General features: G+C 69.2%; 17 protein-coding genes and 1 pseudogene. 9 read left to right on the plus strand and 9 right to left on the minus strand.

Features of this window, described 5'->3' with window-relative positions; translation table 11 throughout:
• The first annotated feature begins 45 nt into the window (after positions 1–45).
• From ACH4EW_RS01890 to ACH4EW_RS01915, 6 genes are all read left to right on the plus strand, one after another.
• Positions 46–1638 (plus strand): ABC transporter ATP-binding protein, encoded by a 1593-nt coding sequence (locus tag ACH4EW_RS01890; protein WP_398250077.1) that lies wholly within the window; start codon positions 46–48, stop codon positions 1636–1638.
• On the plus strand, positions 1635–2777 hold the full coding sequence (locus ACH4EW_RS01895) for an ABC transporter permease (protein ID WP_398250079.1): 1143 nt from the start codon (positions 1635–1637) through the stop codon (positions 2775–2777). The genes ACH4EW_RS01890 and ACH4EW_RS01895 overlap by 4 nt, the downstream gene beginning before the upstream one ends.
• Positions 2774–4063, plus strand: a complete 1290-nt coding sequence (locus tag ACH4EW_RS01900) for an ABC transporter permease (protein WP_398250081.1) — start codon at positions 2774–2776, stop codon at positions 4061–4063. Before ACH4EW_RS01895 ends, ACH4EW_RS01900 begins: the two co-directional genes overlap by 4 nt.
• On the plus strand, positions 4060–4458 hold the full coding sequence (locus ACH4EW_RS01905; protein WP_398250083.1) for a cytidine deaminase: 399 nt from the start codon (positions 4060–4062) through the stop codon (positions 4456–4458). The genes ACH4EW_RS01900 and ACH4EW_RS01905 overlap by 4 nt, the downstream gene beginning before the upstream one ends.
• Positions 4459–4574: 116 nt before the next feature.
• A complete protein-coding gene (locus ACH4EW_RS01910; protein ID WP_398250085.1) occupies positions 4575–5852 on the plus strand; it encodes a thymidine phosphorylase in 1278 nt (425 codons plus the stop codon).
• A 97-nt stretch (positions 5853–5949) separates the two neighbouring features.
• Complete coding sequence (locus ACH4EW_RS01915; protein ID WP_398250087.1) at positions 5950–6540, plus strand: Uma2 family endonuclease; 591 nt, start codon at positions 5950–5952, stop codon at positions 6538–6540.
• Between the two features lie 118 nt (positions 6541–6658).
• Here the strand turns inward: ACH4EW_RS01915 and ACH4EW_RS01920 are convergent, their stop codons facing one another.
• The 3 genes from ACH4EW_RS01920 to ACH4EW_RS01930 form a co-directional block, all read right to left on the minus strand.
• Entirely contained in the window at positions 6659–9931 is a 3273-nt protein-coding gene (locus ACH4EW_RS01920; protein ID WP_398251224.1) for a S8 family peptidase, read from the minus strand.
• Between the two features lie 552 nt (positions 9932–10483).
• Positions 10484–11203 (minus strand): L,D-transpeptidase family protein, encoded by a 720-nt coding sequence (locus tag ACH4EW_RS01925; RefSeq protein ID WP_398250089.1) that lies wholly within the window; start codon positions 11201–11203, stop codon positions 10484–10486.
• 86 nt (positions 11204–11289) lie between these two features.
• Positions 11290–12621, minus strand: coding sequence for an MFS transporter (locus tag ACH4EW_RS01930; protein ID WP_398250091.1), 1332 nt, complete (start codon positions 12619–12621; stop codon positions 11290–11292).
• Positions 12622–12683: 62 nt separating this feature from the next.
• Here ACH4EW_RS01930 and ACH4EW_RS01935 point away from each other — a divergent pair, with 62 nt between their 5' ends.
• Positions 12684–13637, plus strand: a complete 954-nt coding sequence (locus ACH4EW_RS01935) for a LysR family transcriptional regulator (RefSeq protein ID WP_398250093.1) — start codon at positions 12684–12686, stop codon at positions 13635–13637.
• Positions 13638–13781: 144 nt separating this feature from the next.
• Here the strand turns inward: ACH4EW_RS01935 and ACH4EW_RS01940 are convergent, their stop codons facing one another.
• From ACH4EW_RS01940 to ACH4EW_RS01955, 4 genes and pseudogenes are all read right to left on the minus strand, one after another.
• Positions 13782–14165, minus strand: a complete 384-nt coding sequence (locus ACH4EW_RS01940) for a DUF6193 family natural product biosynthesis protein (RefSeq protein ID WP_398251227.1) — start codon at positions 14163–14165, stop codon at positions 13782–13784.
• A gap of 93 nt (positions 14166–14258) precedes the next feature.
• Positions 14259–14941, minus strand: a pseudogene (locus ACH4EW_RS01945) (IS5 family transposase); the annotation flags it as partial.
• A 37-nt stretch (positions 14942–14978) separates the two neighbouring features.
• Entirely contained in the window at positions 14979–15668 is a 690-nt protein-coding gene (locus ACH4EW_RS01950) for a DUF4232 domain-containing protein (RefSeq protein WP_398250095.1), read from the minus strand.
• Positions 15669–16424: 756 nt separating this feature from the next.
• A complete protein-coding gene (locus ACH4EW_RS01955) occupies positions 16425–17186 on the minus strand; it encodes an alpha/beta hydrolase (RefSeq protein ID WP_398250097.1) in 762 nt (253 codons plus the stop codon).
• A gap of 103 nt (positions 17187–17289) precedes the next feature.
• Between ACH4EW_RS01955 and ACH4EW_RS01960 the strand changes: the two genes are divergently transcribed.
• Complete coding sequence (locus ACH4EW_RS01960; protein ID WP_398250099.1) at positions 17290–18444, plus strand: adenosine deaminase; 1155 nt, start codon at positions 17290–17292, stop codon at positions 18442–18444.
• A gap of 136 nt (positions 18445–18580) precedes the next feature.
• Positions 18581–18895, plus strand: coding sequence for a hypothetical protein (locus ACH4EW_RS01965; RefSeq protein ID WP_398250101.1), 315 nt, complete (start codon positions 18581–18583; stop codon positions 18893–18895).
• A 73-nt stretch (positions 18896–18968) separates the two neighbouring features.
• On the opposite strand, the gene ACH4EW_RS01970 is transcribed toward ACH4EW_RS01965, so the two are convergent.
• Together ACH4EW_RS01970 and ACH4EW_RS01975 are read right to left on the minus strand one after the other, a co-directional pair.
• On the minus strand, positions 18969–19169 hold the full coding sequence (locus ACH4EW_RS01970) for a PspC domain-containing protein (protein WP_351207464.1): 201 nt from the start codon (positions 19167–19169) through the stop codon (positions 18969–18971).
• Between the two features lie 94 nt (positions 19170–19263).
• Positions 19264–19812 carry a VanZ family protein gene (locus ACH4EW_RS01975; RefSeq protein ID WP_398250103.1) on the minus strand — a complete coding sequence of 183 codons (549 nt, stop codon included), beginning with the start codon at positions 19810–19812 and terminating at the stop codon, positions 19264–19266.
• Positions 19813–19948: the final 136 nt, after the last annotated feature.

Raw genomic sequence — 19948 nt, forward strand, 5'->3', positions numbered from 1 at the left:
TGTCAAGGAGAGTGCGCCATCAACGCGTCCAGCAGTCCCCATGCCGTGGAGATCCGCGGCATCACCAAGCGGTTCCCCGGGGTCGTGGCCAACCACGACATCGACATCACCGTGCGCCGCGGCACCGTCCACGCTCTCGTCGGCGAGAACGGTGCCGGCAAGTCCACTCTGATGAAGATCCTGTACGGCATGCAGAAGCCGGACGAGGGCACCATCGCGGTGGACGGCGAGCAGGTCTCGTTCCACAACCCCGGCGACGCCATCGCACGCGGTATCGGCATGGTGCACCAGCACTTCATGCTCGCCGACTACCTCACCGTCCTGGAGAACGTCGTCCTCGGCTCCGAGAAGCTGTACGGGATCGGTGACCGGGCCCGCGCGAAGATCAAGGAGATCTCCGACACCTACGGTCTCGGTGTCCGCCCGGACGCCATGGTCGAGGACCTCGGGGTCGCCGACCGGCAGCGCGTGGAGATCCTCAAGGTCCTCTACCGCGGCGCCCGCACCCTGATCCTCGACGAGCCCACCGCCGTCCTCGTGCCGCAGGAGGTCGACGCGCTCTTCGACAACCTGCGCGAGCTCAAGGCCGAGGGCCTGACCGTCATCTTCATCTCGCACAAGCTGGGCGAGGTCCTGTCGGTCGCCGACGACATCACCGTCATCCGGCGCGGTACGACGGTGGGCACCGCCGACCCGAAGAGCACCACGCCCAAGCAGCTCGCCGAACTGATGGTCGGCAGCGAGCTCCCGTCCCCGGAGACCCGCGAGTCGACCGTCACCGACGTCCCGATGCTGACCGTCGAGGGGCTGCGGCTGAGCGCCACCGACCCGGACGGCGTGGTGCGATCGGTGCTCGACGGCATCGACTTCACCATCCACAAGGGCGAGGTCCTCGGCATCGCGGGCGTCGAGGGCAACGGCCAGTCCGAACTGGTCGACGCGATCATGGGCATGCGCCACCTCGACGCAGGCGTACTCACCCTGGACGGCGCCGACATCTCCCGCACGCCGACCCGCAGGCGCCGCGAGGACGGGATAGCCGTCGTCCCCGAGGACCGCCACCGGCACGGACTGCTGCTGGAGGCCCCGCTCTGGGAGAACCGCATCCTCGGCCATGTCACCGAGCGCCCCAACAGCAAGGGCGCGTTCCTCGACATCAAGGGCGCCCGCGCCGACACCGAGCGGATCGTGCGCGAGTACGACGTCCGCACCCCGGGCATCGAGGTCACCGCCGCCTCCCTCTCCGGTGGCAACCAGCAGAAGCTGATCGTCGGCCGCGAGATGAGCCACAACCCGAAGCTGCTGATCGCCGCGCACCCCACCCGGGGCGTGGACGTCGGCGCACAGGCGCAGATCTGGGACCAGATCCGCGAGGCACGCCGCGAAGGACTGGCGGTGCTGCTGATCTCCGCCGACCTGGACGAGCTGATCGGGCTCTCCGACACGCTGCGCGTCATGTACCGCGGCCGGCTGGTCGCGGATGCCGACCCGGCGACCATCACCCCCGAGGAGCTCGGCTCGGCGATGACGGGCGCGGTCACCGGCCACCTCGAAGCAGCGGACGAGACGCCCGCGCCGGACGACTCCGGTGCCGAAAGCACCGACACCGACCCCCGGAACGGGGGAGAGGACCGATGAAGAAGATCGACAAGGAGCGGCTGCTCCTGGGGATCGCGGCCCCCGTACTCGCGATCGTGGTCGCCTTCCTGGTGACCGCACTCGTGCTGGCCGCCACCGGCAAGGAGCCGTTCAGCGCCTTCGGCATCATGTTCGACTACGGGATGAAGTCGGACAGCCAGGTCTACATCCTGAACAAGGCGACGACGTACTACCTCGCGGGTCTCGCGGTGGCCATCGGCTTCCGGATGAACCTCTTCAACATCGGCGTCGACGGCCAGTACCGCCTCGCCGCCTTCTTCGCCGCCGCGGTCGGCGGCGCGCTGACCCTGCCCGGCGCCCTGCAGATCCCGCTGATCATCCTCACCGCGATGATCGTCGGCGCGATGTGGGCCGGTATCGCCGGTGTCCTCAAGGTCACCCGGGGCGTCAGCGAGGTCGTCTCGACGATCATGCTGAATGCCATCGCGACGGCGATCATCGGCTATCTGCTCCAGGAGGGCCGCCTCGGCCACCTCGACGAGGCCGGCACGAAGATCTCCACCAAGCCGCTCCCCGAGTCCGCGCACTTCTTCGAGTTCCCGACCACCCCGTCGCCCGTCTGGGGCTTCATCGTGGTCGCGGTCGTCGCGGGCATCGCCTACTGGTTCGCGCTCTCGCGCACCCGGTTCGGCTTCGACCTGCGCACCGTCGGCCAGTCCGGCTCCGCGGCCGAGGCCAGCGGTGTCGACGTCAAGAAGATGGTCGTCACCTCGATGCTGATCTCCGGTGCCATGGCCGGTCTGGTCGGCATGCCGACCCTCCTCAACGACAGCTACGAGTACAGCGGCGACTTCCCCGTCGGCATCGGCTTCACCGGTATCGCCATCGCCCTCCTCGGCCGCAACCACCCCATCGGCATCGCGCTCGGCGCACTGCTCTGGGGCTTCCTGGAGCGCGGCACCGGCAAGCTCGAATTCGAGGGGTACGACAAGGAGATCGTCGGCGTGATCCAGGGCGTCATCGTCCTGTGCGTCGTCATCGCCTACGAGGTCGTCCGCCGCTACGGTCTCAAGCGGCAGCAGAGCAAGGTCGGCGCGGAACTCGCCGCACAGGCCGCCTCCCGCGGCTCCGACCAGCAGGCCGCCCGTAACTCCGACCAGCAGGAGGTGTCGGCGTGACCGTCACGGCGACTTCCACCCCGCCCGCCGCGGCCCCCAAGGTCTCCGGCGGCAAGGGCGGCCGCACCCGCCTCTCCCTCCCCGTCGTACTGCTCATCGTCGCGGGGGCCCTGCTCGCGCTGTCCGCCGTACGCACCGTCACCGGCGCCCAGGACATCACCTCGGCCGGTCAGATCAGTGCGGCGCTCGCGATGGCCGTGCCTATCGGGCTCGCCGGGCTCGGCGGCCTCTGGGCCGAACGGGCCGGTGTGGTCAACATCGGTCTCGAAGGCATGATGATCCTGGGCACCTTCTTCGGCGCCTGGGCCGGCTGGCAGACAGACCCGTGGCTCGGCGTACTGGCCGGTGTCATCGGCGGCATGCTCGGCGGGCTGCTGCACGCCATCGCGACCGTCACCTTCGGCGTCGACCACATCATCTCCGGTATCGCCATCAACATCCTGGCGCTCGGCTTCACCACCTACTTCGCCAAGCTCTGGTTCAACTCGGGCGAGGCGGCGGCCAAGGGCGGCAGCCCGAAACAGTCCCCGCCGTCCGACGACATCACCTCGGTGACGATCCCGGGCCTGTCCGACTGGCTGCACTCCATCGAGATGCACCACTGGTTCTTCGTCTCCGACCTGGCCGGCGTCATCGGCGGCCTGGTCACCAATGTGTCGCTGCTGACGATCCTGGCCGTGCTCCTCTTCGTCCTCACGTTCTTCGTGCTGTGGAAGACCTCGTTCGGGCTGCGGCTGCGCTCCTGCGGCGAAAACCCGATCGCCGCCGAATCGCTCGGTGTGAACGTCTACCGCTACAAGTACATCGCGGTGATCGTCTCCGGCGGCATGGCCGGTCTCGGCGGTGCCTTCCTCTCGCTCGTCACCTCGCACATCTACAACGAGGGCCAGACCGGAGGCCGCGGATACATCGGCCTCGCCGCGATGATCTTCGGCAACTGGCGGCCCGGCGGACTCGCCACCGGCGCAGGCCTGTTCGGCTTCGCCGACGCCCTCCAGCTGCGCAACGGCGGCGAGTCCGTCCACGCACTGCTCCTGCTGCTCGTGGTCGTGCTGGCCGTGCTCGCCGCCTGGAAGCTCTACCGCAAGAGCTTCGTCCAGGGCGCGGTCAGTGCGGTCATCGCCGCCGCGGTGCTGGTCTGGTACCTCGCCACGGACACGGTGCCCACCGAGTTCGTGAGCGCCACCCCGTACATCGTCACGCTGCTCGTCCTCTCGCTCTCCGCCCAGCGGCTGCGGATGCCGAAGGCGGACGGCATGCGCTACCGCAAGGGCCAGGGCAAGTGACGGCCGCCGCGGAGGTCGACTGGGCGGCGCTGCGGAGCGCCGCACGGTCCGTCATGACACGTGCGTACGTTCCCTACTCGCACTATCCGGTCGGCGCCGCGGCACGCGTCGACGACGGCCGTACGGTGTCCGGCTGCAACGTCGAGAACGCCTCGTACGGCATCGGGCTGTGCGCCGAGTGCGGCCTGGTCTCCCAGCTCCACGCCACCGGTGGCGGGCGGCTGACCCACTTCACCTGTGTGGACGGGTCGGGCGAGATCCTGGTGCCGTGCGGCAGGTGCAGGCAGCTGCTGTACGAGTTCGGCGGCCCGGAGCTGATCCTGGAGACGCCGGACGGCCTGCGCACGCTCGACGAGATGCTGCCGCAGGCGTTCGGACCGGACCATCTGAAGTAGAACTGCTGTGGCCCTCCCATCCGTTGGGAGGGCCACACCCATATCCGTCCTCTATGCGCGTAGAGTCATTCAGGACTCTTGCCTACGTACGTACCGGCCGGAAGGACTCCCAGGACATGGACGCCATCTCCGTCATCCGCACCAAGCGGGACCGAGGCGAGCTGACCCCCGAGCAGATCGACTGGGTCATCGACGCGTACACCCGCGGCGAGGTCGCCGACGAGCAGATGTCCGCGCTGGCCATGGCGATCCTGCTGAACGGCATGAACCGCACCGAGATCACCCGCTGGACCGCCGCGATGATCGCCTCCGGCGAGCGCATGGACTTCCGGTCGCTCTCCCGGCCCACCACCGACAAGCACTCCACCGGCGGCGTCGGCGACAAGATCACCCTGCCGCTCGCCCCGCTGGTCGCCGCCTGCGGCGCCGCCGTGCCGCAGCTCAGCGGCCGCGGGCTCGGCCACACCGGCGGCACGCTCGACAAGCTGGAGTCCGTCCCCGGCTGGCGTGCCCACCTCTCGAACGAGGAGATGCTGCGCGTCCTGGACACCACCGGCGCGGTGATCTGCGCCGCCGGTGACGGACTCGCCCCCGCCGACAAGAAGCTGTACGCGCTCCGCGACGTCACCGGCACCGTCGAGGCCATCCCGCTCATCGCCAGCTCGATCATGTCCAAGAAGATCGCCGAGGGCACCGGCGCGCTCGTCCTGGACGTCAAGGTCGGCTCGGGCGCCTTCATGAAGACCATCGAGGACGCCCGCGAACTGGCCTCCACCATGGTCGCGCTGGGCACCGACAGCGGAGTGCGGACCGTCGCACTGCTCACCGACATGACCACCCCGCTCGGCCTGACCGCGGGCAACGCCCTGGAGGTACGCGAGTCGGTCGAGGTGCTGGCCGGCGGCGGCCCGAAGGACGTCGTCGACCTCACCCTGGCCCTCGCCCGCGAGATGCTGGACGCGGCCGGACTCAAGGACGCCGACCCGGAGAAGGCCCTCGCCGACGGCTCCGCGATGGACGTGTGGCGCCGGATGATCTCCGCCCAGGGCGGCGACCCGGACGCCGCGCTCCCCGTCGCCCGCGAGCAGCATGTCGTGACGGCCCCGTCCACCGGCGTACTGACCCGCCTGGACGCGTACGACATCGGCGTCGCCGCCTGGCGCCTCGGCGCGGGCCGGGCCCGCAAGGAGGACCCGGTGCAGGCGGGCGCCGGCATCGAACTGCACGCCAAGCCCGGTGACACGGTCACGGCCGGACAGCCGCTGCTGACGCTGCACACCGACACCCCCGAGAAGTTCGACTACGCGCTGAAGGCCCTGCCCTCCTCGTACGACATCGCCCCGGCCGGTACGGACTTCACGGCCACCCCCGTGGTGCGGGAACGTATCGCCTGACCTGCGGCTTACCCGTGCGGGTGAACGGGACCGGTGGACTGCCGCCGGTCCCGTTCGGCATGCTGGACTTGGTGACGCACAGATAGAGGAGACCGCCATGAGCGCACTCACCGTCGATCCCGTGCCGGGCCACGGCCAGGACTGGGACGACCTCGTCCGGATCTGGGAGGAGACGGACGCACCCGAGGGCTGCAAGGTGGAGATCATCGAGGGGATCGTCACCGTGTCGCCACCGCCGTCCAAGGGCCACAATCTCACTGCGGCTCTGCTGCAGCGCAGGCTCTACTCTGTGATTCCGGAGGACTGGGAGATCTTCCAGACCCTCGGTGTCGCCGTGCCGGGCCGGGCCGGGCTCTACATCCCCGATCTCGTGGTCGTGCCGCGTGCCGTGGCGACCGGACCGGGCAACCGCGTACCGGCGGAAGAGGCCCGGCTCGTCGTCGAGATCACCTCGCGGGCCAACGCCAACCACGACCGCCTCGGCAAGGCGCACGGATATGCGAAGGCCGGTGTCGAGCTCTTCCTGCTCCTCGACCCCTGGCACTCCGGCCGCCCCACCGCCACCCTGTACGGGGAGCCCGCCGAGGGCACGTACCGGGTTCTGGACGCGGTCGAGTACGGGGAGAAGCTGACGCTTCCGGAGCCATTCGCGCTGGTTCTGGACACCGGGGTCTTTCCGGTCAGCTGAGAAGCGACGCCGCGCCGGTCTCGTCGGGGCGCGAGCGGCCCGCCGGGACGGAGGGGTGATCCGCCCCGGCGGGCCGCTCTCGTGCGAGTGGTGCGCCTACCGGCTCACCGGTGAATGCCTACTTGCCGAAGTACGCGTTGTAGATCGTCACCGACGACTTGTTGCCCTGCTTGTCCGTGACATCGGCCTTGTAGGAGATGGACTTGCCCTTGGCCGGGTTCTTCACGGAGATCTTGCCGGACTTGACCGTGGACTTCTTCCAGGTCTTACCGGCGTCGTAACTGACGTACACCGTCAGCGACTTGAGGTTCTTTCCGGCGGCCGAACCCTGCACCGTCACCGGCACCGAAGCGGTCTTGCCCGCCGTCACCTTGCCGTCCAGCGTCACATTGGGCGTGAAGCGGACCATGGAGGCCGGGAGCTTCGCGGAAGAGACCTTCTTGGACTTGAAGGTCCAGCTCGCGTCGATCCGGGTGGAGACGGCCGAGACCTTGGAGCTGCGCTGCATCGAGGTCGTCAGCTTGTAGTCCGCGGCACCGGACGGCACGGTGAACGGGGTCCAGCCCTCCAGCGGGTCCGTGTTCTGGGCGAACTTGACGCCGTTGCGGTACAGGACGGTCTTGGCCGAACTGTACGTGGAGAAGCCGGCGTTGCCGCTTCCGTCGGCCACCAGCGGAAGCGACCCGACGATTTCGTTGCCCTCGCGGAAGATCCCGTACTTGGAACCGAGCGCGGGGCCGAACACCGCGGTGTTGATCTTCTGCGTGTAGGTCTTGCCCGCCTTGAAGGTCTTCGGGCCACTGAGGGAGTACTGCGCCTCGGAGATCGGGAAGCCGTCCTCGTCGACTCCGTCGTCCTGGGTGAAGTCGAAGTTCCACTTCACCTTGTCGGCGGTGGAGACATAGGCGGTGTTGACCCCGGGGAGCGACTGACCGGACCAGGAGCTCCAGCCGCTGTTCGCACCGGGAATCGAGCCCCATACCGCGATCTCGCCGGTCTTGCCCTTGACGGACGCGCCGAGAGCGGTGCTGACCTTGGCCATCTGGCCGGCGGTGAACTTCCGGCTGTAACCGGTCGCCGCCTGGGTCACCGGACCGCCGAGCGCGATGTCGTACCGGGTCGAGGAACCCTTGGTCCAGCTGCCGAGCCACTGCTGGGAGAACGTGCCGGCGGGCATTTTCGGGCCGACGTGCGCAGTGCGGAACCCCTGGAACGAGTTGAGGATCCAGCCGTAGCCGTAGCCGCCGTCCTTGCCGTCGAACTGGATTTCGGTACTGGCCAGTTGGGCCTTCGCGCCAGTGGTCGGCAGGGTGAACTGCACCGGCTTCGTCTTGCGCGCGTCGAACGTCACGGTGACGTTCTTGGTGACGTCCAGCTTCGGCTGGGTGAGCCAGTCGGTGCCCTTGGCGCCGTTCTCCGGGTCGACGTAGACGGCCGAGTTCAGCGCGTAACCGCCCTTGGGAACACGGACCTTCGCCGTTCCGTCGGTGGCCGTCGGGGCCAGCCACACGCCGCTCGCCGAGCCGGAGAGGCCGTAGAGCTGGGACTCGTGGAACTTGGCGGGCTTGCCATCGCGTCCGATGGTCTTGATCGTGAGGTCGTACGACTCGACCTCGCGCTCGACCGCGGCCGCGGTGCGGACGGTCTGGCCGCCGCCGGTCCCGACGACGTACGCGGAGTAGGAGCCGTCGGCCGTGCCGCCGAGCTTGGTGTTCACGGTCAGCGGTACGTCGGCGGTGCCGCCCGCGGGGACGGTCACCTTGTCGGCGCCGAGGGTGAAGAAGCCCGCCGGAGCCGGCTGGCCCTTCGGGCCGGTGGCCGTGACCGAGAGGTCGAGGGTGACGTCCGTCGTACCGAGGTTGCGGTACGTCAGCTTCTTGCTGACCGGGGTGTCATCGGTGTGCGGCCACTGCTGCACACCGAAGCTCATCGAGACCGGCTCGGCGACGACGGTCTGCTCGATCGCCCGGTCGACGGCGATCCGGCCCGAGCCCTGCTCGAACGGCGTGTACGCGCCAGGCTTGGTCGAGGCCGTGAGCGCGCCCTTGAGCTCGGCGTACTTCCACTCGGGGTGCTGCTGCTTGAGGAGCGCCGCGGCGCCCGCGACGTGCGGGGTCGCCATCGACGTACCGGAGATCGACAGATATCCCGGCGGGTTCTGCCCGACCTCCTGGTCGATGGCGGAGCCGGGTGCGGCCGCCGCCGTGATGTCCACGCCGGGGGCGGTGACATCGGGCTTGATCGCGCCGTCGCCGAGGCGCGGGCCGCGGCTGGAGAAGTCGGCCAACTTGTCGTTGTCGTCGACCGCGCCGACGGTCAGTGCGGCGTCCGCACTGCCCGGGGAGCCGACCGTGCCGGCGTCGTCGCCCTCGTTGCCCGCCGCGATGGCGAACAGGACGCCCGTGTCGGCCGACATCTTGTTGACCGCCGCTTCGAGCGGGTCGATCTCGGGGCTGTCGGCACCGCCGAGGCTCAGGTTGATGACGTCGGCGCCCTGCGCGACCGCCCACTCCATACCGGCCAGGATGCCGGCGTCGTCGCCGAAGCCGTCGTCGTCGAGAACCTTGCCCTCGAGCAGCTTGGCCTCCGGGGCCACGCCCTTGAACTTCCCGCCCGACTTGGCGCCCGTACCGGCCGCGATCGAGGACACATGCGTACCGTGCCCGACCCGGTCCTTGGTGTCGGGCGACGAGGTGAAGTTCTTCGTGTCGAGGATCTGGCCCTGGAGGTCGGGGTGGGTGGCGTCCACACCGGTGTCCAGGACAGCGATCTTGACGCCCTTTCCGGTGTAGCCGGCCTCCCAGGCGGCCGGCGTACCGATCTGCGACACGCTCTTGTCGAGGCTCGCCTTGCGTACGCCGTTCAGCCAGACCCGGTCGATACCGGCGGCCGTGGTGCGCTGGGCCCCCTGCGAGGGCCTACTGGTGAGCGCCTGCCAGATGTCCTGGGCATCGCGCTCCGGCGTGCTCACCGACTCGGCGTTCAGCGACTTCAGGGTCCGGTCGACCCGAGTGGCGCCCGCGTCACGGACCTCCGCCTTCGCGGCCGCCGCATGGGCGCCCCGGTAGGCGACGATCAGCTTCAGGCCCGCCTTCTGGGCCTTGCGGTTCTCCGCACGGTTCAGCTCGGTGACGTCGAACAGCCGGCTGTCCAGCTTTCCGGAGCTGATGAGCCGGCTCGCGTCGGCCGGGACGAGCAGGGTGTGCCCGTCACGTATCTGCCGCTGCACGGGTATGTGTTCGCGGCCCTTGGCAGGCCGGAAGTCCAGCACCCGGCCCTTGGCGTCCACCGAGACCCGGTCGCCGGTGATGAGCGTCAGCTGGTGCTGGGCCATGGGCTCGGCGCTCGCCGCTGCGGCGACATCGGGCTGGGCCATCGCCGGGGTGGTCATCCCGGCTGCGAGCGCTACGGCGGCCGCGGTGGCGATGGTCGAAACACACGCGTTTCTCACGTGTTTGCGCAACTCTCCCCCTGGAGAATCAGGCGGCCCCTGAGGGGCCACTGGTCAGTCGGCACCGAATGGGTCGCCGGTGCCGACCGGTTCACGTACCTAGAGGGGAAATTGATCGCAAGGGTTCACAGAAACCGTGCACGAGGCTGGAGTTGACGGAAGTTGATCGGTTGTCGCCCGTGCCGCCCGGTGGCCGAGGGACGGGTGAGGGGCGGGATGGAGCAGCTACTGGGCGGGTACGGGGCGCGCACCGGGCCAAGGCGCCGGGAAGGCGCGGAAGCGGTCAGCGATGATTTTCGGCCGCCGCTCCGGTCTCCCTGATGTGGAAGCCATGACCCCGATCGTTCTCGTCGTCACCGGCCGCGTCACAGCTCGCAACCTCTGTTGCGCTGTGACGCCGCTCACGTCGGCACTTCGGAAGCCACTGCAGGGCACTGACAAGCAGGTCACTGACAACAGGGGCGGGAAGTGCCGACGCGGCACACATCCAGGTCACGTACCGGGCTTGCGCCCGTACACGTACACGTCGTCGCCGTTCCTCAGCAGATTCCAGTACGCCTTCGCGTCGGCGTCCCGCATGTTGACGCAACCGTGCGACCCCGGCGGGTTCCACATCTTCAGGCCCACCGAGTGGAACGCCTGCCCCCCGTCGAAGAACTGGGAGTACGGCATCCACACCTTGTAGAGCGTCGACCAGTGCTTGATGTGCCGCATGTAGATCTTCGTGGACCCGGTGCGGGTCTCGTACTTGTCCCGCCCGGTCCGTACCGGCACGGGACCGAACTTCAGCTTGCTGCCGTCCTGGATCCAGCTCAGCTGCCGGGTCAGGTCCACACACGCGATGCGCCCCTTGTTGGTGGGGCACTTCTTGGCCTTGTTCGGGTCCTTGCCGGCCGCCTTCTGGGCCGTGAGCGTCTTCATCGTGCGCCAGGTGACCGGCCCCGCGTAACCGATGTCCGGGGTGACCCCGTAGGTGCGCTGGAACGACTGGATCGCCTTGCAGTCGGCGGCCGACTGCCTGCCGTCGACCGGCCGGTGCAGATACTTCTCGACCTGCTTCTGGTACGGCCCGGTGGACGTCGTGCAGGACGACGCCGCCTGCGCGGATCCGCCGGTACCGAGGACCAGGGCGGGCGCCGCCGTCAGACCGGCGACGGACAGCGCGAGTGCGCGCCGCGCCCGTACCCCCCGTATGTTCCCTGCGGCTTTCATGTAAGCCAGCTCCCCTTTCGCGCGTGGTGAAGTGATTCCGCCTGCTAGACGCGCGTCGGGGAGTGGATGGTTGTGCGTCGTATGTCTCAGTTCGGTACAGACGCCATCGGTACGAGCCTGCGCCGCTCCGCGCGAGCGGCCCGCGAGCCGTACAACGTGACCGAGACGACACCGAGGACCGCGAGCAGCCCCAGCGCTACGGTCCCGGCCCAGCCCCCCGCGTGGAAGGCGACCGCGCCGAGCGTGCCGCCCGCGCTGGAGCCCAGGTAGTACGCGGACTGGTAGAGCGCCGACGCCTGGGCGCGGCCCTTCGTCGCCGTACGGCTCACGGACGAGGAGGCGACCGCGTGCCCGGCGAAGAAGCCGGCCGTGATCAGGACCAGGCCGAGGAGTACGGCGGCCAGCTGGTCGGCGAGCGAGAGCAGCAGACCGGCGGCCGTGGTGGAGACGGCCAGGTACAGCGCGCCCCGCCGGCCGAGCCGGGCGACCAGCTTGCCGGCCGCGGCGGAGGAGACCGTACCGACGAGATAGACCAGGAAGATCGAGCCGACGACGCCCTGCGGGAGGTTGAACGGCTCCTCCACCAGCCGGTAGCCGATCACGGTGTAGACCGCGCCGAACACCGTCATGAACAGCGCACCGATCGCGTACAGCCTGCGCAGCAACGGATCGGCGAGGTGCCCGCCCACGGTCTTCGCGAGAGCCTGCGGGTTCAGCGAACCGGGGGTGAAGTGCCGGGCCCTGGGGATCATGAAGTGGAAGACGACGGCGCAGGCCACGGCCAGCAGCCCGACCGCGCCGAGCGCCGCCCGCCAGCCCCACAGCTGGGCGACCCAGCCGGTGAGGATACGACCGCTCATGCCGCCGATGCTGTTGCCCGCCACGAACAGTCCGATGGCGCCGACCAGCGCCTTCGGCCGCACCTCCTCCGCCAGATACGCCATCGCGGAGGCGGGCAGTCCGGCCAGCGCCGCACCCTGGACGGCGCGCAGCGCGATCAGCCAGCCCAGCGAGGGCGCGAACGGCACGAGCAGCCCGACCAGTACGGCGACCGTCAGCGAAGCGGTCATCATCTGCCGCCGCCCGAACCGCTCGGAGAGCGCGCTCATCGGCAGCACACACAGCGCCAGTGCGCCCGTCGCGGCGGAGACCGTCCAGCTGGCCTGTCCGGCCGTGGCGCCGAAGGCGGCGGAGACGGCGGGCAGCAGGGCCTGGGTGGAGTAGAGGAGAGCGAAGGTCGCGACACCCGCGGCGAAGAGCGCGAAGCTCATCCGGCGGTAGCCGGGGCGGCCCGGTTCGAGACGGTCCGGTTCGGCAGGTTCGGCGGGGTCGGCGGTGGCGGCAGCGGCGGCGACGGGGGACGGCTGGGGCGAGGCGGCCACGGTGAGGGTGGACGCCCCGGTACTGGCAGGAGGCATGGTTCGAAAGTAGGCCGCCAGGTTTTATGCGTCCAATGCGCGCATTCGCGATAATCAATCCCATGGCGCATGAACGCAGCTCACAGCCCCGGCTGTCACCCAGTAGTTACGAAGAAGACATTCGCGCCGTCCTCGCGCCGAGGCTGGCCCACTTCGAGGCGGTGGCCCGCCACGAGCACGTCACCCGCGCCGCGCACGAACTCGGCGTCCCGCAGTCGACGCTCTCGCGGTCGATGGTCAGGCTCGAACAGGACCTGGGAGTCGCCCTGTTCGCCCGCAAGGGCCGAACCGTCTCCCTCACCCCCGCGGGCCGCACCTTCCTGGGCTCCGCCGAGCGGGCCCTCGCCGAGGTCGAGAAGGCCGCCGACTCGGTACGGGCCGACGCCGACCCGGCCACCGGCAAGGTCGCCTTCGGCTTTCTGCACACCATGGGCTCCGAGACCGTACCCGCCCTGCTCCGCGCCTTCCGCGCCGACCACCCCCGGGTCCGCTTCCAGCTCGTGCAGAACTACGGCGAGGCGATGATCGAACGCCTCCGGGCCGGCGGCCTCGACCTCTGCCTCACCTCACCCGTCCCGGACGCCCCCGATCTGGTCGCCCGCCGCCTCGACGAACAGCGGCTGCGCCTCGTCGTCCCCGAGGACCACCGCCTCGCCTCACGCCGCCGCATCCGCCTGGCGGAGGCCGCCGACGAAAAGTTCGTCACCCTCGAACCCGGGTACGGCCTGCGGCGGATCACCGACGACCTGTGCGCGCAGGCGGGCTTCAAGCCACGTGTCGCCTTCGAGGGCGAGGAAGCGGAGACCCTGCGCGGCCTGGTCGCGGCCGGCCTGGGCGTGGCCCTGCTGCCACCACCCGCGGTGGCCCGCCCCGGCGTCGTCGAACTCACCGTCACAGCCCCGAGGGCAGCCCGCGAGATCGGCGTCGCCTGGCTGGACGGCCACCCGGACACCCCGCCGGTGGCCGCCTTCAAACGCTTCCTGCTGTCGAGGCGGGGACACCTGCTGCCGGACTGAGCGGGGCGGGGCGGCGAGACTCTCGGCCCGGCTGCCGTCCTCCGCTGCTACGGGCGACTCACCACGAGCGGCACGGTCTCAGCTGCGGCAGAGCGTGTGTGCGAACCGTATCCGAGGCCACCATTGCGCGGCGCACATCCACGGTCACAGGTCGTCCGCCGTTCCGTCGATAGCGGGTCCGCACCCCTCGGGAAGGTTGGCGACAATCAGGGCCACCGCCTCCTCCACCGTTTCGGGCTCCCCGAGGATGGTGCCGTCGGACTGACGGATCACCATAAATCCGCCACCGGCGCGTGGAAACAGGGTGCCCACGTCCTGGTCCCATGGGAAGCGGGTGCATCGGCTGAGGTACAGGGCGCCGTGGCTGACCAGTGGGAATAGTTCTCGAAGGCGAGGGTCCGCATACGCTGCCCGGGGCATGGCAGGATTGATCAAGTCGTCCTCGAAGTCGAGGATAGCCTTCCATTTCTCCGCGACGATTTCCGCAGCTTGCGTATGGGCCTCGTTGGCCGTCATTTGTTGGTTCATCCCTTCCTCGGCTTCCCGGGAGCGGTGCTGAACGGCTGCCCGTTCCGGACTGCGGTCTGGAAGGCGTCCACGATAGTTTCCGGGGTGTTCCAGCGGTCTGCCGCCCGCCTGTCCGCGCTGCCGCCGGTTGGCCTGCTGGTCGGCCCGTTCCGGAATCACCGTGCGGATGCCGCGTCTGCGCAGGTGGTTGCGGGTCGCGCGGGAGGAGTACGCCTTGTCGGCCAGGACCAGGTCCGGTCTGGTGCGGGGCCGTCCAGAAGGGAGGGGAACACGCAGGCGGGCCATGACGTCCGTGAAGGCGGGTGCGTCGCCGGCCTGTCCGGCGGTGAGGACGAACACCAGCGGCCTGCACCGGCCGTCTGCCGCGAGGTGGATCTTCGTGGTCAGTCCGCCGCGGGACCGTCCGATGGCGTGATCGTCCGGCTCACCGGCCGGGGCCCCTTTTTGCGGGCTCCGGCAGCGTGCTGGTGAGCGCGCACGATGGTGGAGTCCACGGACACGGCCCAGCTGACGTCTTCGTCCGCGTCGGCCTGGGCCACCAGGGCGGTGAACACCCGCTCCCATGTGCCGTCGACGGCCCACATCCGCAGCCGGTTGTAGACGCCCCGCCAGTTGCCGTACTTCTCCGACAGGTGCACCCACTGGGTACCGGTCTGGAACTTGAAGGCGATCGCGTCGATCACCTCCCGGTGATCACGCCAGCGGCCACCCCGCTTCGGCGTGCGGTCCGGGAGCAACGGCTCGATTCGCGCCCACTGCGCATCAGCCAACGGCACACCCGGACCAGCGACCAACTGATCCAAACGAAACTGCCTAGCCGACCGAGAAGGCGCCGAGCTTGAAGGAGTCGGCGCAGAGGCTGAAGACACCGCCCGGCGAGCCGTCCGCCTTCATCACGTTCACCGTGGTGCCCGCGTCCTTCGGCAGCGCGACCTTGACCGTGGATGATTCCGTCCTGCAGGAGAGGCGCGCGGTGCCCTCGGTGTTCACGTCGTTGTACATCACGTCGGCCGTCGCCGTGCCGCCCGCCGGGATGTCGACCGCATCCGAGCCTTCCTCGGAGTTGTCCGCGGAGACCGGCCCGCTGCCCTTCGCCTCATCGGTGACGGTCACGACCGTGGGACCGACGATGGTGCAGGCGGCGCCGGAGGAGTTGGTGATCCTGAGCGAACCGGCGGCCGCCTGCGACTCGCTGGCGTGGTTCGCGCTCTGGCGGAACTGTGCCGAGGTGTTCTGGGTGGTGCAGGCCGCGGTGACGCCGCCACCGGACGAGCTGCTGCCACCGTTCGAGCTGCTGCCACCGTTCGAGCTGCTGCCACCGTTCGAGCTGCTGCCACCGTTCGAGCTGCTTCCGGACGACGCCTCGGGCGAAGCCGCGGTCGAGGCCGACGAACCGGCGGCGGCGTCAGCCTCGTCGTCGCTGTTGCAGCCGGTGAGCGCGAGCGCGGACAGTGCAACGAGTGCGCCGGCAGCGGCTATGCGGGTACGGGCACGAGTGCGCATGAACTTCCTTCTTCCCCCATCAAAAAATCTAAGAGCGAACTGAGAAGAAGGATGATCCTTCAAGACACACTGGTTGCATCCGAAGGCACGGTCTCACCAAGTCCGCACGAACTCCGCCCGAGATCGTTGCCAATACCCGCGCCGCCCGCTCCACCTCGGCGAACCCCCGCGGCCACCGTCTCCGGCACCGACGCGTCCTCCCTCGACAGTCGCGGGCCTTGCCCCCGAATCTTGGACACTCGGCGCCTTGCTGAAGCGGGCGAGCTGAGCGGTTGCGGGGACCAGGTCCAGGTAGTGGGGCTGCACGAGATAATGCTGGGATCAGCCCGCGTGGGCGGGAGCAGACCTCCTGGAGGCGAGCATCGTTTCGACCCCGCAGGGGCCATCCCCGCACGTGCGGGGAGCAGTCGTGGGTCCGGAAGGTGAAGCCCTGTTCGCTGGGAACATCCCCGCACGTGCGGGGAGCAGAGTAAGTTACCCGGGACTTTATCGCGGGATGACGTGGTTTTCCCTAGCTTTCACCGATCCCGGCAAAACTGACGTAGTGTCCCACGTGCTTCTGCTGATGTATCAGAAGATGGTCGCCCGCGACGAACATGCCAAAACTCTCAAGCCGGTCGTCCACTGGGGCTGGCGCGGCTCTGTAGTTGAACTACTTGCGGACTGCGGGCAGACGGGGATGCCGATACGCCGGGGCACCGCTTCTTGCGCCCGCGCGTCCAGTGCCTACATTCTCTGCGCCCCCGCCCAACGCCCTCACCCTCGCAACGACTTTCCGAACCCCGCGGCCAGAGGCATCCGCAACCCCAGCGGCGGCGGTGCCGCCAGGGCGTCGGCGACCGGGCGCGCGTATGCCCGGCCGAAGAGTGAGCCGCGGACGAAGTCCGTTGCCAGGGCCACTACTTCGGCCCGGTGCTGACGCAGGCTGTGGCCGTCGGAGTGGACCTCGAAACGGCAGGTGTCGCGGTTGGTCTTCTTGGCGCGTTCGGCGAGGCGGAAGGAGAGTTCGGGGTCGGTGCGGGCGTCGTTCGTGCCGTGGACGAGCAGGACCTGGCGGCCGAGTAGATGTTTTACCGGTTCCGGCTCGTCCGTCGCGCTGTCGGGCAGCCAAGGGGCCATCGCCAGAACGGAGTTGACTGCATCGTGGCCGCCCGCCCGGAGTGCGGCCCGGCCGCCCATGCCGTGGCCGGCCAGGCAGACGGGGACGTCGCCGTAGCGTCGTACGACCTCGTCCACCGCCCATCGGGCGTCCGCCGCGAGCTGCGCGTCGGTCGCGTTCCAGCCGCGGCAGCGGTAGCGCACGACATGCACGGCGAGCCCGTCCTCCTGGCCCGCGCGGGCCAGGGTGCGGGCCAGCGGCAGCTGGAGGGCGTACGAGAGAGGGGAGGGACGGCGGTGCGAGTCGGCCTCGCCGTCCGGGAGCAGCAGAACCACGCCGCTGACCGCAGTTGGTGTTCCGGCCGTTCCGACGGCCCGTCCCAGCCTCGCAGCAGGCAGGGGGAGTGCGCGCTGTGCCATGACAGAACAGTGTCAGAAAGGCAGGTGTACTCCACCCGTATTCGCGGTCACTGTTATGCATCGGCAAGGGACAATCTACGCGCGTAGGGGCTAGAGTGCCCAGATGATGAGCCCGACCCTCCAAGTGCCCGCCCAGGATCAGATCCGGCGCGCCCCCAAGGTTCTTCTCCATGACCATCTCGACGGCGGCCTGCGCCCGGGAACGATCGTCGACCTCGCCCTCGCGAGCGGATACGACGGACTTCCCGAGACCGAGCCCGACAAGCTCGGCGTCTGGTTCCGCGAGGCGGCCGACTCCGGATCGCTGGAGCGTTACCTGGAGACGTTCGCCCACACCTGCGCCGTCATGCAGACCCGCGACGCACTGGTCCGGGTGGCCGCCGAATGCGCCGAGGACCTGGCCGCGGACGGTGTGGTGTACGCCGAGGTGCGGTACGCCCCCGAGCAGCACCTGGAAGCCGGACTGACCCTCGAAGAGGTCGTCGAGGCGGTCAACGAGGGCTTCCGTGAGGGCGAACGGAGGGCCCGCCTGGACGGCAACCGCATCCGTGTGGGCGCCCTCCTCACCGCGATGCGGCACGCCGCGCGCTCCCTGGAGATCGCCGAGCTTGCCAACCGCTACCGCGACCAGGGCGTCGCCGGCTTCGACATCGCGGGCGCGGAGGCGGGCTTCCCGCCAACCCGGCACCTCGACGCCTTCGAGTACCTCAAGCGCGAGAACAACCACTTCACCATCCACGCGGGCGAGGCCTTCGGCCTGCCGTCGATCTGGCAGGCCCTCCAGTGGTGCGGCGCCGACCGGCTCGGCCACGGCGTCCGCATCATCGACGACATCGAGGTCGCCGAGGACGGCGGTGTGAAGCTCGGCCGCCTCGCCTCCTACGTGCGGGACAAGCGCATCCCGCTGGAGCTGTGCCCGACCTCCAACCTCCAGACGGGCGCCGCCGCCTCGTACGCCGAGCACCCCATCGGGCTGCTGCGGAAGCTGCATTTCCGGGCCACCGTAAATACGGACAACCGGCTGATGAGCGGTACGAGCATGAGCCGCGAATTCGAGAAGCTGGCCGAGACTTTCGGATACACGCTCGACGACATGCAATGGTTTACCGTCAATGCGATGAAGTCGGCCTTCATTCCTTTTGATGAACGTCTGGCCATGATCAATGACGTGATCAAGCCCGGATATGCCGAGCTGAAGTCCGAGTGGCTCTTCGAGCAGACGGCCGCGACCAGCGTGCCTTCCGCTTCCGCGGGTTGATTCGCATTTCTGCGGACAGCGGCCGGGGCAGGGAAATCCCGGCCGTTTTCCGTGTGTCGGCATGTTTGCGGGACGGGCAGTGGGCTGACTACGTTTCAGAGTCGCTCACATCCCCCTCCCCAAGGATGAATTTCCCATGAAGCAGTCTGCTGTCAGGATTCTCGGCGTCGCCGCTCTCGGTGCCGCTTTCGCCGCCGCCGCGGGGACCGCATCCGCCTCCGTGCTGCCGGCCAATGCCGCGGCCGCTCCCCTGCCGGTCGCCGACTCGGCGCTGGGGACCGCGACCCGGTCCGTGCCGGTCCAGGACACGGCCACCAAGCTCGTCGGCACCGACCGGCAGGAGCTTGCCGGCAACACCACCGCCCCGGTCAAGGGCCTGATCGGCGGGCTGCCCGCAGGCAGCCTGAGCACCAACGGTCTGTCGTCCAACAGCCTCCCGCTCGGCGGCTGATCCCCGTACACACGCCTGTGGGGCGGACACCCGAACCGGGTGTCCGCCCCACAGGCGTGTTTGCGTACGCGGGTCACCAGGCGACGGACGACGTCTTCTCGGACGGGAACAGCACCCACAGCGCCAGGTAGAGCAGGAACTGCGGCCCCGGCAGCAGACAGGAGACCAGGAAGATGATGCGCATGGTTCCCGCGGAGGTGCCGAAGCGCCTTGCCAGCGCTGCGCACACTCCGCCGATCATGCGTCCGTCACGAGGGCGGGCAAGTGCTGCCATGGTGGGCTCCTTCGCGAACCGTTGCTCAGGGAGCAGCTCCGTTGTGCTCCCGATGGATCCATGGTCGCCCGGCGAACGGGGGGTGAGCGTCGCTCTACGGTGCGATACCGACCCTGGGAATCGTCGGGGTCGGCCCCTGAGCCGCCTCGTCCTTGGGGCGGGGCGCCACCCGGATCTGCTGCTGCTTCCTGCGGCGCAGCCGCGCCCGGCACATCGGTACGACCAGCAGATGGGCGAGTGCCACACCGGTGGTGTTCAGCAGCAGCGAGTCGACGTCGACGACCTGCCCCGGCACCCCGGTCTGCGCCAGTTCGATGGCCAGCGAGATCAGCGACCCCGCCGCGACGGTACGGGCCAGTGAGGCCCATGGGGAGACGAACAGCCGGCCTCCGGCCATCGGCAGCAGCACGCCGAGCGGGGCGAGCAGCAGCAGCCCCTCACCGATCCGGCGAGCGGCCTCGACCGGACCGAGGGACAGGTCCGCTCTGATGCCGGCGAACGGTTGAAGATTCGAGGCGGTCACCCACGGCACATTGAGTGGACGCAGCGTCAGCCAGCCGACAAGCAGCAGATGCGCGAGGAGGAGGGCGACACCGGTCGCGCGGAAGTGGATGACAGCTTGACTGCCCGAACCTTGACGCACGCCCCCCAAGACGCGTCGAGCGGCAGGATCGGTTCCGCTCGGCCCGACGGACCCGGATCGGCGCTTGAGGACAGAAGAACCCGGCCCGTCCGGCGCTTGAGGCAGAAGGACCGGCAGCCGGACGCCCCGGCCCCCG

The sequence above is a fragment of the Streptomyces sp. NPDC018000 genome (genome assembly GCF_044328025.1).
In the GTDB taxonomy this organism is placed as follows: Bacteria; Actinomycetota; Actinomycetes; order Streptomycetales; family Streptomycetaceae; genus Streptomyces.